This window comes from Paenibacillus agri, assembly GCF_013359945.1.
Lineage (GTDB): Bacteria > Bacillota > Bacilli > Paenibacillales > Paenibacillaceae > Paenibacillus_AQ > Paenibacillus_AQ agri.
The window spans coordinates 1-13,352 of record NZ_JABWCS010000182.1 but is presented as its reverse complement, the minus strand read 5'-3'; the positions used below and the strand labels follow the sequence as shown (position 1 = coordinate 13,352).

Annotated in this window: 11 protein-coding genes, 8 tRNA genes and 1 rRNA gene; 1 reads left to right on the top strand and 19 read right to left on the bottom strand. The window is 49.5% G+C overall.

Annotation, left to right across the window (positions count from 1 at the left end):
- Nucleotides 1-13: 13 nt before the first annotated feature.
- Together hisG and HPT30_RS02610 are read right to left on the bottom strand one after the other, a co-directional pair.
- Entirely contained in the window at nucleotides 14-673 is a 660-nt protein-coding gene (hisG, locus tag HPT30_RS02615; RefSeq protein WP_175369947.1) for an ATP phosphoribosyltransferase, read from the bottom strand.
- 98 nt (nucleotides 674-771) lie between these two features.
- Nucleotides 772-1,977, bottom strand: coding sequence for an ATP phosphoribosyltransferase regulatory subunit (locus HPT30_RS02610; protein ID WP_246316896.1), 1,206 nt, complete (start codon nucleotides 1,975-1,977; stop codon nucleotides 772-774).
- 438 nt (nucleotides 1,978-2,415) lie between these two features.
- Here HPT30_RS02610 and gntK point away from each other — a divergent pair, with 438 nt between their 5' ends.
- Nucleotides 2,416-3,960 (top strand): gluconokinase, encoded by a 1,545-nt coding sequence (gene gntK / locus HPT30_RS02605; protein ID WP_175369946.1) that lies wholly within the window; start codon nucleotides 2,416-2,418, stop codon nucleotides 3,958-3,960.
- Between the two features lie 119 nt (nucleotides 3,961-4,079).
- Here gntK and HPT30_RS02600 read toward each other — a convergent pair whose 3' ends face one another.
- The 17 genes from HPT30_RS02600 to HPT30_RS02520 all read right to left on the bottom strand — a co-directional run.
- A complete protein-coding gene (locus HPT30_RS02600; protein ID WP_246316895.1) occupies nucleotides 4,080-5,234 on the bottom strand; it encodes an acyltransferase in 1,155 nt (384 codons plus the stop codon).
- Between the two features lie 109 nt (nucleotides 5,235-5,343).
- Entirely contained in the window at nucleotides 5,344-5,853 is a 510-nt protein-coding gene (locus tag HPT30_RS02595; protein ID WP_175369945.1) for an acyltransferase, read from the bottom strand.
- Nucleotides 5,854-5,855: 2 nt separating this feature from the next.
- Nucleotides 5,856-6,506 (bottom strand): pyrophosphatase PpaX, encoded by a 651-nt coding sequence (gene ppaX / locus HPT30_RS02590; protein ID WP_175369944.1) that lies wholly within the window; start codon nucleotides 6,504-6,506, stop codon nucleotides 5,856-5,858.
- Nucleotides 6,507-6,508: 2 nt separating this feature from the next.
- The gene (gene lgt / locus HPT30_RS02585) at nucleotides 6,509-7,540 is read right to left on the bottom strand and encodes a prolipoprotein diacylglyceryl transferase (protein WP_175369943.1); all 1,032 of its coding nucleotides are present in this window, start codon (nucleotides 7,538-7,540) and stop codon (nucleotides 6,509-6,511) included.
- Nucleotides 7,541-7,552: 12 nt separating this feature from the next.
- Entirely contained in the window at nucleotides 7,553-8,491 is a 939-nt protein-coding gene (hprK, locus tag HPT30_RS02580; protein ID WP_175369942.1) for an HPr(Ser) kinase/phosphatase, read from the bottom strand.
- 238 nt (nucleotides 8,492-8,729) lie between these two features.
- Nucleotides 8,730-9,851 carry an ABC transporter ATP-binding protein gene (locus tag HPT30_RS02575; RefSeq protein ID WP_175369941.1) on the bottom strand — a complete coding sequence of 374 codons (1,122 nt, stop codon included), beginning with the start codon at nucleotides 9,849-9,851 and terminating at the stop codon, nucleotides 8,730-8,732.
- Nucleotides 9,852-9,960: 109 nt separating this feature from the next.
- The gene (locus HPT30_RS02570; RefSeq protein WP_175369940.1) at nucleotides 9,961-11,058 is read right to left on the bottom strand and encodes a PucR family transcriptional regulator; all 1,098 of its coding nucleotides are present in this window, start codon (nucleotides 11,056-11,058) and stop codon (nucleotides 9,961-9,963) included.
- Between the two features lie 107 nt (nucleotides 11,059-11,165).
- The gene (locus tag HPT30_RS02565) at nucleotides 11,166-12,110 is read right to left on the bottom strand and encodes an NAD(P)/FAD-dependent oxidoreductase (protein ID WP_175369939.1); all 945 of its coding nucleotides are present in this window, start codon (nucleotides 12,108-12,110) and stop codon (nucleotides 11,166-11,168) included.
- Between the two features lie 170 nt (nucleotides 12,111-12,280).
- Nucleotides 12,281-12,353: transfer RNA gene (locus HPT30_RS02560), tRNA-Lys, on the bottom strand.
- A gap of 5 nt (nucleotides 12,354-12,358) precedes the next feature.
- Nucleotides 12,359-12,444, bottom strand: a tRNA-Tyr gene (locus tag HPT30_RS02555).
- An 8-nt stretch (nucleotides 12,445-12,452) separates the two neighbouring features.
- A tRNA-Phe gene (locus tag HPT30_RS02550) sits at nucleotides 12,453-12,525 on the bottom strand.
- A gap of 81 nt (nucleotides 12,526-12,606) precedes the next feature.
- Nucleotides 12,607-12,684 (bottom strand) — tRNA-Asp (locus tag HPT30_RS02545).
- Nucleotides 12,685-12,701: 17 nt separating this feature from the next.
- A tRNA-Thr gene (locus HPT30_RS02540) sits at nucleotides 12,702-12,777 on the bottom strand.
- A gap of 28 nt (nucleotides 12,778-12,805) precedes the next feature.
- Nucleotides 12,806-12,881, bottom strand: a tRNA-Val gene (locus tag HPT30_RS02535).
- Nucleotides 12,882-12,889: 8 nt separating this feature from the next.
- Nucleotides 12,890-12,966: transfer RNA gene (locus tag HPT30_RS02530), tRNA-Met, on the bottom strand.
- Nucleotides 12,967-12,995: 29 nt separating this feature from the next.
- Nucleotides 12,996-13,087: transfer RNA gene (locus tag HPT30_RS02525), tRNA-Ser, on the bottom strand.
- A 147-nt stretch (nucleotides 13,088-13,234) separates the two neighbouring features.
- Nucleotides 13,235-13,352, bottom strand: a 23S ribosomal RNA gene (locus tag HPT30_RS02520); the annotation flags it as partial.

The following is a 13,352-nucleotide window of genomic DNA, read 5'->3' as shown; positions in this document are numbered from 1 at the left end:
CCTTTAGACATCCCTAACGCTGCTTGTTCACGCCAACTTCGAGCCCTGGACCTGCAATCACGCCTTGAAGGCGGTCGCACAGCTGCTGGATTTCTGCATTCTTCATCCGGTAGCTTACCCGGTTCGCCACAAGACGGCTTGTAATTTCAAAGATACTGGTCATTTCCACGAGTCCGTTATCCCGCAAGGTCTGTCCGGTCTCTACCATATCAACGATCCGATCCGCCAGTCCGATTAGCGGGGCCAGTTCGATAGAGCCGTTCAGCTTAACAACCTCCACCTGCTGACCCTGCTCGCGGAAGTAACGGGACGCTACATTAGGGTACTTGGTTGCCACCCGCTGCTGAATACCCGGCTGCCAGTTCGGCAGGCCGATAATCGACATCCGGCACCGTGCAATACCCAGATCAAGCAGTTCATACACATCCCGGTCCTCTTCCAGCAAAACATCCTTCCCCACGATTCCGATGTCTGCCACACCATATTCGACATATGTAGGAACATCTACCGGCTTCGCCAGTATGAATTCCATGCCAGCTTCGGGAATTGGGACGACCAGCTTGCGGGATTCTTCGCCATCCGGCGGAATCGGAAGCCCGGCTTGACGGAATAATTCCGCCGCTTTATTGTAAATGCGGCCTTTAGGCATAGCCACCTTCAAAATCTGCGCCATTGTTCAATTGCCTCCATTTCCGGTGCGATCATTGGTTATTTTTGTCTGCCGCTCACGACAGTTATTTAGATCTGGTTAATTATATTTATAATTCGAAGTCATGAACGGACCGCGAATGTACGTACTTCCTCATATCTTTCTTCCTGCAACCCGGCACTATCAGCCCCTGGTTTATCGCCGCTATCAGAATCTCTTTGCTCGGAGAGCAAACGAGTTACTACAACGCGCCCCTCGGACCGTAATCGTGCAGCCTCCTGCAGCCCCTCCTGACGCCGGGATACATCGTATTGTACCAGAATAGGCAGCTCTTCCGTTTCATTCTCTGCAGGAACACCGTCCAGAATACGATTCGTCTTGAGCGAGAAGCCTGTGGAAGGAACGGGACGACCAAACTGCTGCAACAGATTGTCATATCGTCCGCCGCTGCATACCGGGAAGCCCAACTCAGCCGCGTAACCCTCGAAGGTCATTCCGGTATAGTAAGTGAAGTCTCCGATCATCGTCAGATCGATCAACACGTGCTGGGATACCCCGTAAGATTCCAGCACCTCCCACACTTTGCATAAATGCTCGATGGAAGCCCGGGCCAGCGGGTGAACGCTAAGCTCCAGCGCCTGATTGCATATTTCCTTACCGCCACGAAGACGCAGCAGGTCGTTAAGCTCATTCTTCTGTGCTTCAGGCAGCTCAAGACGGCGCAGGGTCTCACGGAAGGAGACATAATCCCTGCTCAGCAGGTGGCTCTTTAATTCCTCTTGAGCCTCTGGCAGTCCCGGTACAGCTTCTTGGAACAGCCCATTTAGGAATCCGACATGGCCCATCGCGATTTTGAAAGACTTCACACCTGCAGCCTGCAGCGATGCAATCGCCAGCGCAACCACCTCTGCATCCGCCTCTGGGGAATCGTCACCCACCAGTTCAACACCAGTCTGGAAAAATTCCGCTTCCCGCCCGGCCTCTTCCTCAATTGCCCGGAAGACATTAGCGTGATAAGAGAGACGCAGCGGCAGCGGCTCATCCTTCAGCAGCGAGGAGACCACACGGGCTACCGGTGCAGTCATCTCCGAACGCAGCACCAATGCCTGACCGCGGTTATTCAGCAATTTATATAGCTTCTGATCGGATGTAGAGCTGGCAACACCAACGGTATCGTAGTATTCCAGCGTAGGTGTGATCATCTGCCGGTATCCCCAACGGCTCATGCAATGCAGCACGTCTCTTTCAATCTTGCGCAGCTTCGATACCGCATGCGGGAGATAGTCACGCACGCCGGCCGGCTTCTCGAATCCTTTTGGTTTGGACATCTTCAAGGTTCACCTCATCAGGTATCATTGGGATTTATAAATTTAAATCACTTTACTATGGTAAAGTGGTAGTAAATTAAAGTATTTGCAATATCGTATCACGTACTACTCTTAATCGTCAATTGTGCCTTATAAAACTGGCGATGTTCAAGCCTAATTTCTTGATGGTTACCGTAGTTACAAAACCCCTCGGACCTTCCACTCCGTTCAGACGCATTGCAGATCTCTGGCTTAAAGGGGTTGGAACCGCCCTCTCAAGGTATGCTAAAATCGTTAGGGAGTCCGGCTCGGACGACCTCTTTATACTTAGAATGCAGGAATGCATCAGAGATTATTTATGTAATTCTGTACGTAATACATTTTCTTCAGACTGCATGAAATCCCCTTTAAAATGTTCGTATCTTATGCAGTACTTCCAGTGGAAAGAAGGAATGAAGCATGAGCAATTCTTATATGATTGGCGTGGATATCGGGACGACTAGCACCAAAGCGGTCCTCTTCCGGGAAAATGGTGACATTGTAGCCCAGGCTAACAGCGGCTACCCGCTTCATCAGCCGTCCCCATCAGTGGCAGAGCAGGACCCGAATGAAATTCTGGAGGCGGTCATCCGCACCGTGTCGGATGTAATGAAAAAGAGCGGGACCCGGGCGAACGATGTATTGTTCGTTTCCTTCAGTTCCGCTATGCACAGTGTCATTGCCGTTGACCGCAGTGGCAATCCCTTAACGGCCTGTATCACTTGGGCTGACAATCGCAGCGCAGGTTGTGCGCTGCGCCTCAAGAATGAACTGCATGGCCAGGACCTGTACCTTCGAACAGGGACGCCTATCCATCCTATGTCGCCAATTACCAAGCTAATGTGGCTGCGGGAAGATCATCCGGACGTGTTCCAGCAGGCGGATAAGTTCATTTCCATTAAAGAATACATATTCGCCAAGCTGTTCGGCGAATATGTTATCGATTACTCCATCGCCTCTTCGACAGGCATGCTTAACTTGAAGCAGCTCGACTGGGATGCTGAAGCCCTGGATATCGCCGGGATTACCAAAGACCGACTCTCGAAGATTGTGCCGACTACACATGTCATGCAGGGCCTGCTCCCCGGGCTGGCGGACAAATTTGGTTTGCTCCAATCGACCCGTTTCGTCGTTGGCGCGAGTGATGGCGTGCTGTCCAATCTCGGTGTAGGTGCCATTAAGCCGGGAGTTGTCGCCGCTACGATTGGGACCAGCGGGGCTATCCGAACGGTTGTAGATCGTCCAATTACAGATCCCAAAGGGCGGATTTTCTGTTACGCTCTTACGGCAAACCATTGGGTCATCGGCGGACCAGTGAATAATGGCGGCATGCTGTTCCGCTGGGTACGCGATGAATTCGCCGCCTCCGAAGTAGAGACAGCGAAGCGTCTTGGCATCGATCCCTACGAGGTGCTGACACGTATTGCCGAGCAGGTGCCCCCCGGCAGCGGCGGCTTACTGTTCCATCCTTATCTGACAGGTGAACGAGCGCCACTATGGAATCCTGACGCCCGCGGCTCCTTTTTTGGACTGTCGATGAACCATCACAAAGAGCATATGATCCGCTCGGTGCTGGAAGGCGTAATTTTCAATATGTATACCGTGCTGCTGGCGATGGAAGAGAGCATCGGCCGTCCGCATCAAATTCTCGCGACAGGCGGCTTCGCCCGCTCCCCGCTCTGGCGGCAGATGATGGCCGATATTTTTGACCAGGAGGTGGTTGTGCCAGAGAGCTTCGAAAGCTCTTGCCTAGGCGCGGTTGTCCTCGGACTGCTCGCCACTGGGCGTGCAGAATCCTTCGACGTCGTGTTCGATATGATTGGCTCCACACACCAGCACCATCCGTTCAGTGAGCATGCCAAGGTGTACAAGAAGCTCCTGCCAATCTATATTTCCGTATTTAGAAGTCTGGAAAGTCAGTACGAGGCCATTGCCCAATTCCAGCGGGAACAAGCCGGGGAGTAGAATCAGCTATTTCTTCTATAGTAACCAGAAAGCGCCGTACACCCCACTTTGGGGATGTACGGCGCTTTCTAAGCTGTCACCGAGTATTTTAGGCAGAATGTAGGCTACAGGTCAGCAGATTAGCTCTGCACGCCTGGTTTCGCCTTCTGCGGTGCAGAGCCGAACACAATCCATGCTGGCTTCACATAGCGGAAGGCTATAGCGACAATCAACCAGGACACGAGCAACGCGACCAGCCAGCCTCCGGCAATGGCTGCAGTGTAGGCCAGCGAACCGCCATGGAATGGCAGTTTTCTATAGAAGAAGAGAAGCGCCGGATGGATCAAGTAGATTCCGAACGAGCATGCGCCTGCAGAGGTCAGCAATCTAGCAGTCAGACTGCGGCCCGCCCCGTATAGCAGGAAGGACAGCTGCAGCAGAACAAGGCAGGAGAGCAGCGCATGCAGGTTGGAGAATGCCTCATACCACAGACTGTTGATGACGGTTTTCTTGGTAAAGTTATTGAACCACAGCTCTACATGAACCACACCTGCAGCGATCCACAGCAACCAGAGCGCAACCCAGACAGAACCCCTACCGGCACGCCAGCCTTCGCGAGAAGGTACCAGCCATTTCTTCAATGATCCGTAATAGACCGCTATCCCTGCCCCGAGCAGGAAGTAAGAGAAGTATGTACTAGCCAGGCTTCCCTTCGTCAACTGCCAGTACCCGTGGTTGGTCATATATTTGTTAAGAACGACGAAGCCCCACTGAAGTGCCAGCCCGATTAACGGAGCCCAAGCCGCCAGGGAACGGACCTTTTGCAGACACCACAGGATCAGCGGGAACAGCACATAGAATTGAATAATGATAATGACATAATAAAGGTGCGTATACGCCGTACCTGTCAGCAGATACTTGCCCAGCTTGGAAGCCAGTTCCATAGGTGGCAGACTCCACGTGTGTCCTGCGGTCATTTTCAGAATAAAGTACATCAGCGAGAACATCACATACGGGACTATGATATAAATTAACCGTCTGCTATAGAATTTCCCAAGCGTCTTGCCGCTTAGCGGCCGATCTATGTAATTGTAGAACAAGACAAACCCACTCAAAAATACAAATGAAGGGACTGCAAACTGACTGAATTTATTAATGAATAAGAACGGGTGAAACATTGAGGTTCCCAGCGTCTCCGCGAGCGTACGCGAAGTAGCATGAATCGCCAGCACGGCAAAAATAGCAATGGCCCGGAAAATATCCAGCTGTGGAATCCTTTCTTTTTGCTTCATCATCTTCCCTCCTGTTAAGCTTTGTGTTTCCATTATTCATATAAGACGCGAAAAACCCTGCAGGTGTTGCGCACAAGCACGCAATATTCAACTGCAGGGTCCAAGCTGTTATTCACAATTCTTCCACACTCTCTGCGCTTTGGGACGGTCTCAGGTCTCTAAGCGGATTACCTCCCACAAAAGCACCGGCTGGCACATTTCTGTGGACTACAGAGCCTGCAGCTACGATCGCCCCATCGCCAATGGTCACTCCGGGAAGGATCGTGGTATTGGCACCCACCAGTACGTTCTCCCCGATAATGACTTCACCCAGACGATATTCCTTAATGAGATACTCATGCGCCAGGATAGTTGTGTTATAGCCAATGATTGAGTTTTCACCAACCGTTATTTTTTCCGGAAAAAATACATCCACCATCGCCATCAGTCCAAATGCCGTATGTTTCCCCACCTTCATACCGAGCATATGCCGGTAAATCCAGTTCTTTAACGGCAGAATCGGACAGTAACGGGCAATTTGAATGAAAATAAAGTTTTTGACGCCCTTCCACGGGCTGACCGTGCGGTAAATGTACCACAGCGAGTTATGCCCTTCCACGGGATAGCGGGTCACATTTCTCACGATTAATCCGTCCCTTGATCCACGAGATCACAGATTTCCTTCATATCGTGGATGATATAGTCCGGTCCATACTTGCTAAGCGTCTCCTCGCCCTTGAGTGACCAGGCGACAGCTGCCGCATACACTCCCGCAGCCTTAGCTGACTGAATATCCACGATGCTGTCCCCCACCATCAAGGTTGTACGGAGATCAGCATTCAGATTGCGTACAGCTGTCAGGACAGGCTCAGGATGTGGCTTAGGTTCCGTAACATCGTTCACCGTTACAATGGTATCCATGTACTTGAGCAGATCGAACATTTCTAGCGCTTTGATAGTTGTCGGACGGATCTTCGTGGTTACAATCCCCATCTTGATCCCCCGCCGCGCCAATGCTTCCATCGTCTCATTCACATGTGGAAAGGAACGAATCAGCGCATCGTGATGCTCGTAATTATAGGAGCGGTAGGAAGTTTCCAAACCACTTATATCCTCCAGCCCCGAGAACACTCTCATCTGATGCTGAAGCGTAGTCCCCATGTGGGGAATCATCTCTTCCCTGCTCAGTGGGGGCAGGTTATTGTGCTGTAGTGCATACATGAACGAATTCAGAATCAACTCGTTCGTATCAACAATCGTTCCATCCAGATCAAAAAGAACGCATTCTATTTTCAAGTTTACTGCTCCTTCTTATCCTCTTCAGCAGGCGGCTTGAGACCGGCCTGTGACCCCTTAGGGGCCTGCTGTGGTGTATGCTCAGCGCTGTCAGGTACAACGGCATCTGTGTTCCCGGTCTTTGTCGAAACAATAGGATCGGAATAATGAGCTTTCGGCTGTCCTGTAGTCCGACGGATAATAATGAGCACCACTGCAGCAACAATAATTAACAAAGACAACAGCTGAGAAATGCGGATATTTCCGTAGTTTGGATCCAGGAACCCTGGTTCAAAGCCCAGCCATTTCATCGGACTCCAAAGTCCATTGATAAAGGATGCCAGACCACTGCTTCCATTGTAACCGAGACTGTCCGTACGCAAGGCCTCAATGAAGAAACGTCCGATGGAGTACCAGATGAAGTAAGACAGGAATATTTCACCTGCACGGACAAACTTCTGGCGCCGGAGTATCATTAGAATTGCGATCCCGAGCAGACTCCAGAGTGACTCATAGAGGAAGGTAGGATGATGAAAAGCATCTCCTATGTACATTTGATTAACAATGAAGTCAGGCAGATGTAGCTTGCTGCGCAGGAAAGATTCCTCAACAACACCGCCATAGGCTTCCTGATTCACGAAGTTCCCCCAGCGCCCGATCATCTGACCGGCAAGCAGCCCAGGTGCGCAAATATCAATAATCCGCCAGAATGGATAACCTTTATACCGGAAATAGATGATTCCGCATATAATGGCACCGATTAGCGCGCCGTAGATGGCAATGCCTCCGTTCCAGATTTTGAAGACATCCACAAAGTTATCCTTATAGTCATTCCACTTGAACGCTACATAATAAATGCGGGCACCGATAATTGCGGAGGGCACTCCCAGCAAAAGCATGTCCATAAAGAACTCCTGAGGAATGCCAAACCGGCTGCCTTCGCGAATGACCAGAAATAATCCCACCAGTGCGCCCAGACCTAGAATCAATCCATACCAGTGAACCGGCAGAGATCCAATTCTAAAGACTATAGGGTCCAAAGCTAAAGGGAACATTCTCTCACTCTCCTAGTCCAGATCATCCATATCCTCAGAGATGGTGGCTGTTAATTTGTTGGTAAACTGCAGCGCCGCATTAAAGCCCATTTGCTTCAAACGGTAGTTCATCGCCGCAACCTCGATAATAACCGCAAGGTTACGTCCCGGACGAACCGGAATGGTTACGAGCGGAATATCCGTATCGATAATACGGGTCGTCTCTTCATCAAGTCCCAGGCGGTCGTATTGTTTATCCTGCTGCCAAGCTTCCAGTCTAACCACTAGCGTAATACGCTTATGATTGCGAATCGCACCAGCACCAAATAGCGTCATCACGTTGATAATTCCTACGCCGCGAATCTCCAGCAAGTGACGGATCAGTTCCGGTGCTGTACCATGAAGCTGGTTATCCGAAGTTTGGCGAATCTCAACCGCATCATCGGCAATCAGACGATGACCGCGTTTTACAAGCTCAAGCGCCGTCTCACTCTTACCGATACCACTGCTACCAGTAATAAGCATCCCTACCCCATACACGTCACACAATACGCCATGAATGGTAGCCGTAGGAGCCAAACGCCCTTCCAGGAAACTCGTCAGACGGCTGGAAAAAATCGTAGTAGCCATCGAGCTGCGCAGCACAGGCAATCCCTTTTCATTACTTATATCAATGAGTTCCTGTGGTACTTCCAAAGCACGGGTGATTACAATACAAGGTGTATTGTCATTACAAATGCCCCGGACACGGCTCTTCCGCTCTTCCTCCGGCAGCATGGAGAAGAAAGCCAGCTCGGTCTTGCCCAGCAGCTGTACACGTTCTTCAGGGTAATATTCAAAATAACCGGCCATTTCCAGACCAGGGCGGTTGAGGTCATCGACCGTGATCGGCCGCTTCAGACCCTCATGTCCCGATACCACTTCTAATTGAAAATGCTGTACCAATTCAGATACTTTTACCTTCTTAGCCATGTGAATTCTTCCTTTCCTCGCCTGCGGTTTTTCTCCGCTATCCCGCGTTCGGTTAGGATGATATTCCCATTCCATCCGCAGGTAATTCTCCTGCTAATCTTAATGGATAATGCCTATGAATGCAATCTTAAAGCCCTCCAACTAAGGGTATATCCCCTTTCAGAGAGGGATGCATCCCCTTCACAGGCCAACAAAAAAGCCACCCCCAAAGGGGTGGCTCGTAAAGCGGGAATAAATCTTATCCCAGCAAAATGTTCTTTTCGGATTCTTTGTCGAAGAAATGAACTTTGTTCATGTCGATCGCCAATTTTGGCTTGCTGCCTTCGCGAGTTGTAGAACGTCCGTCTACACGGGCGATTACAGTACCGTTGCCTACACCGCTCAGGTACAAGAGCATTTCGTGACCAAGGTTCTCGGTAACATCAACCAGCGAAGAGAAGATTGTATTCGGTGAAGCTTCCAGGAATACTGGCTCTTCATGGATATCTTCTGGGCGAACGCCCATAACCACTTCTTTACCGATGAAGCCTTTGTTACGAACGATTTGAGCTTTGCCGCCTGGAACTTCAACATCCAGGTTATCAGCACGGAAACGAACAGCGCCGTTTACGTCGCTCAAAGTACCTGTAATAAAGTTCATTGTAGGGGAACCGATAAAGCCCGCTACGAACAGGTTTTGAGGTTGGTTGTAAAGCTCTTCAGGAGAAGCAGCTTGTTGAATGATACCATCGTACATAACTACGATACGGTCACCCATTGTCATAGCTTCTGTTTGGTCATGCGTTACGTAGATACAAGTAGTTTCAAGGCGCTTAACCAGTTTAGTGATTTCCGCGCGCATTTGACCACGAAGTTTAGCATCCAAGTTGGAAAGAGGCTCATCCATCAAGAAGACTTGCGGGTCACGGACAATCGCACGTCCCAAAGCGACACGTTGGCGTTGACCACCGGAGAGTGCTTTTGGTTTACGCTCAAGCAAGTGCTCGATGTCGAGAATCTTCGCAGCTTCACGTACCTTCTTGTCGATTTCTTCTTTCTTCACTTTACGCAGTTTCAGACCAAACGCCATGTTTTGGTACACGCTCATATGCGGGTACAACGCGTAAGATTGGAATACCATCGCGATGTCACGGTCTTTAGGAGCAACGTCATTCACGACACGGTCGCCAATGTACATTTTACCTTCGGAGATTTCTTCCAGACCTGCGATCATCCGCAAAGTTGTGGATTTACCGCAACCGGAAGGTCCAACCAGTACTAGAAATTCTTTATCTTTAATATCAAGATTGATATCCTCAACTGTAGCTTTATCAGAACCCGGGTATTTTTTGAAAATATGCTCTAAACGTACGCCTGCCATTGTATTTCCCCCTCGAGTCATTTATTGGATTAAAACATCAATTCGTTTCTTGTACATTTATCTTACCCCAGTTATGCCGGGATGGCTATTTGTAACGTTCACAAAAAACCTATTTTCTTTTCGTCACTTTATACAATAGCATCGTCAGCTTTACAATTGCAGCGTCTCCAAAGCTTCGGACGTCGGCCCCAGTCTCCTGCTTGATCTTGTCCAAACGATAGAGCAGCGTATTACGGTGGATATATAGCTTCTTAGCGGTTTCACTCACATTACAGTCCATTTCAAAGAAAGTCTCCAGTGTCAGCAGCATTTCCTTGTCGGACAAGACAGAGCTATAGTCGCCGATCTGCCCAAGTAGCTTGCGTCGTCTGGTGTCAGGAATACTATTCACTAGACGCTCTAAGCGCAGCTCCCAAGGGAGATGAATATATTCGCCGACCTGGAAAATCCGACCTAAAATGATGGTTTCCCGTAGCAACGCCACTGAACCCGTTAGACCTTTGACCGGAACAACCGCTGGTGCTACCGCTAGATGAAAGATCCCCACCCATTCACTGGCGATCAGCTCATGCAGCCCCATTGAAGTCTGGGCCAGCAGATCATCGTCATTCTCTTCTTCATCTTCCTTATCATCCCCGCCGGTGAGCAGCTCCTTACGCGCTAAAATCAACCATTCCTTCTCCTGAAGCGGAATAAGCAGAACCTCATTCTCAAAATAACTCCGCAGCAACTTCATTAGCGATCTGTAAGATACCTGAGGACTGTGTACGTTTTCACTACTTAGAAGAAAAGGAATCATATCGCTGAACAGCCGGCTCTTTAAAGCCATATCATCAGGGATCTCTGCGTCATCCTTCTCTTGCTCCAACTGGACATTCAACCAACTGCTAAGCTGACGGGCTTCCACCTCGCCTTCTTCACGAAATCCTGTGGCTTTCAGCGCTACTGCAAAGTTCTGGGCTGCATAATTGACCAGCTGAACTTCCCGCGAACTAAGACCTTCCAATTCAACCCATACTGTCGTTATACGGCCATCATTATCATATAAGGGCACCCACAAACTTCCTTCAGAGATAACAGGCTGCTGTTCCTTGCCTTCCGTTCCTACGCCAAAAAGGGAAGCGGATTGCTGCCTCCCTAACTGCTTGAGTCCGGTTTTTTTTCCGGTGAGCTGTTCCAACTTTTGACGCAATGTCTCGCTATCCATCGTCACCATACTCCACCACTCTTACTCTTTTCGACTATTTTAACATATTTCTATGCATCATGCGGTGTCAGAACAGGTCGAACGATAATATCTTGTGCAATTTTATGTCATATTCCGGTTGTACTCTCAGAATAGTCATGTTCTTCACGTTTCAATTTCTTCAAAGCCTTGTTCATCCAGATCGCGGCCAGAGCACCCTCGCCCATAGCTACTGTCGCTTGCTCAGCATGAACAGCTACATCTCCTGCCACCCATACATTCTCCACATTGGTTGTCATTGAGCGCTTATTAGCTTCTATGTGCTTGTTCTTATGCAATTCCACGCCTAGTTGGGCTGCAAGCTCCGAATGCACAGGGTTTCCGCCAAAAGCAATAAAGCCACGCTCTGCGGGAAGAAATGTACCCTTTTCCAGAGTTACTCCAGTAATCATTCCATCCTCCTGCCCGTTCACACGCGATATAGTTTCTTCTATATATGTTATGCCCTCTGCGTTCAGGCGATTGAGCAATTCAGGGGTCAAGGCTGTTTTCTCATGATTAATATAGGTTAAATACTTCGTTCGTTCACGTAAAATAAAAGCCATATTCGCCCCGGCTTCCCCCGCACCCATCAGCACGGTCTGCCGGTCCTGAATCTCATACCCGTCACAGTCGGGGCAGACATATACACTGCAGCCCAGCAAGGAGGTCAACCCTGGCAGGTCTGGAAAACGATCCGATACCCCAGTTGCCAGCAATATCGTTTTCGTATGATAAGTCTGACCTTGACTGCCCAGCAGCTGAAAATGGTTCTCCTGCTTATCCGCCTTCAGGACCTCATCCACCAAAAACTTTACTCCGACACGCTCTGCCTGCTGTCTACCACTGGACCTCAGCGCCTCTCCCGATACACCATCCGGCCATCCCAGTATGTTATGATAGCTTCGGCACAGACTCGAGCGTCCCTTCCCAGCGTCCACCACCAACACACGATAAGCCGAGTACCGTCCCAACTGAATCGCTGCCTGTAAACCAGCAATCCCACCACCAACAATTATCGCATCATATATCAAGGAATATCCCTCGTTTCTGTACTGCATGAATACCCTTATAATTAAACGAATTCCGGATTTTTAAACTTGCTTGTTCTAATCCTTCTTCAGTTTTTCACTGGAAAAACAAAAAAATAACTAAAAAGCAAAAAAGCCACCACCATAAAGGTGATGACTTTTTCTAATTGGGATGAGCCATGAAGGACTCGAACCTTCGACACCCTGATTAAAAGTCAGGTGCTCTACCAACTGAGCTAATGGCTCATAAATGGTGGGGGATGATGGATTCGAACCACCGAACACGTACGTGAGCAGATTTACAGTCTGATGCGTTTGGCCACTTCGCTAATCCCCCAAGAAAGGTGGCTCGGGACGGAATCGAACCGCCGACACGAGGATTTTCAGTCCTCTGCTCTACCGACTGAGCTACCGAGCCATATGAAATTTTTACATGACAATGAAGCGGAATAGTTACACTTCCACTCTTTTGTGGAAAACTATACTTCATTAAGATAAATGGCGGAACCGACGGGATTCGAACCCGCGATCTCCTGCGTGACAGGCAGGCATGTTAGGCCAACTACACCACGGTTCCACAATTTAGATGAAAAATGGTGCCGGCGAGAGGACTTGAACCCCCAACCTACTGATTACAAGTCAGTTGCTCTACCAATTGAGCTACACCGGCACAGTGTAAGGTATTACAGTTGTAAAAATGGTGGAGGCTGAGGGGATCGAACCCCCGACCCTCTGCTTGTAAGGCAGATGCTCTCCCAGCTGAGCTAAGCCTCCAGGTATTATGGTAGCGGCGAAGGGGATCGAACCCCCGACCTCACGGGTATGAACCGTACGCTCTAGCCAGCTGAGCTACACCGCCACAATAATTAATATTGATATGGATTGGAATGGCGGAGAGAGTGGGATTCGAACCCACGCACCGCTTACGCAGTCTAACCCCTTAGCAGAGGGTCCCCTTATAGCCACTTGGGTATCTCTCCAAACAAGACTTTTTCCATATAATCCATACAGGCTTAATCGCCTGAAAACTGAATCCGAAACGAATTTGCGTTCGCCCTTTTCACGGGGCCCCCGGAAAGTACTCGGAATCGGCTTCGCAGCCTCTTCTTCACTTTTTGGGGTAGTTTTAGGATAAGCCCTCGACCGATTAGTATTGGTCAGCTCCATGCATTACTGCACTTCCACCTCCAACCTATCTACCTCGTCGTCTTCAAGGGGTCTTACTAATTGGGAAATCTCATCTTG

What these genes read in the sequence shown, in the direction of transcription:
- HPT30_RS02600 (WP_246316895.1), bottom strand. Translation starts at nt 5,234, where the DNA reads ATGATGAAGCAAAAAGAAAGGATTCCACAGCTGGATATTTTCCGGGCC.
- HPT30_RS02610 (WP_246316896.1), bottom strand. Translation starts at nt 1,977, where the DNA reads ATGTCCAAACCAAAAGGATTCGAGAAGCCGGCCGGCGTGCGTGACTAT.
- HPT30_RS02575 (WP_175369941.1), bottom strand. Translation starts at nt 9,851, where the DNA reads ATGGCAGGCGTACGTTTAGAGCATATTTTCAAAAAATACCCGGGTTCT.
- gntK (WP_175369946.1), top strand. Translation starts at nt 2,416, where the DNA reads ATGAGCAATTCTTATATGATTGGCGTGGATATCGGGACGACTAGCACC.
- HPT30_RS02570 (WP_175369940.1), bottom strand. Translation starts at nt 11,058, where the DNA reads ATGGATAGCGAGACATTGCGTCAAAAGTTGGAACAGCTCACCGGAAAA.
- lgt (WP_175369943.1), bottom strand. Translation starts at nt 7,540, where the DNA reads ATGTTCCCTTTAGCTTTGGACCCTATAGTCTTTAGAATTGGATCTCTG.
- hisG (WP_175369947.1), bottom strand. Translation starts at nt 673, where the DNA reads ATGGCGCAGATTTTGAAGGTGGCTATGCCTAAAGGCCGCATTTACAAT.
- hprK (WP_175369942.1), bottom strand. Translation starts at nt 8,491, where the DNA reads ATGGCTAAGAAGGTAAAAGTATCTGAATTGGTACAGCATTTTCAATTA.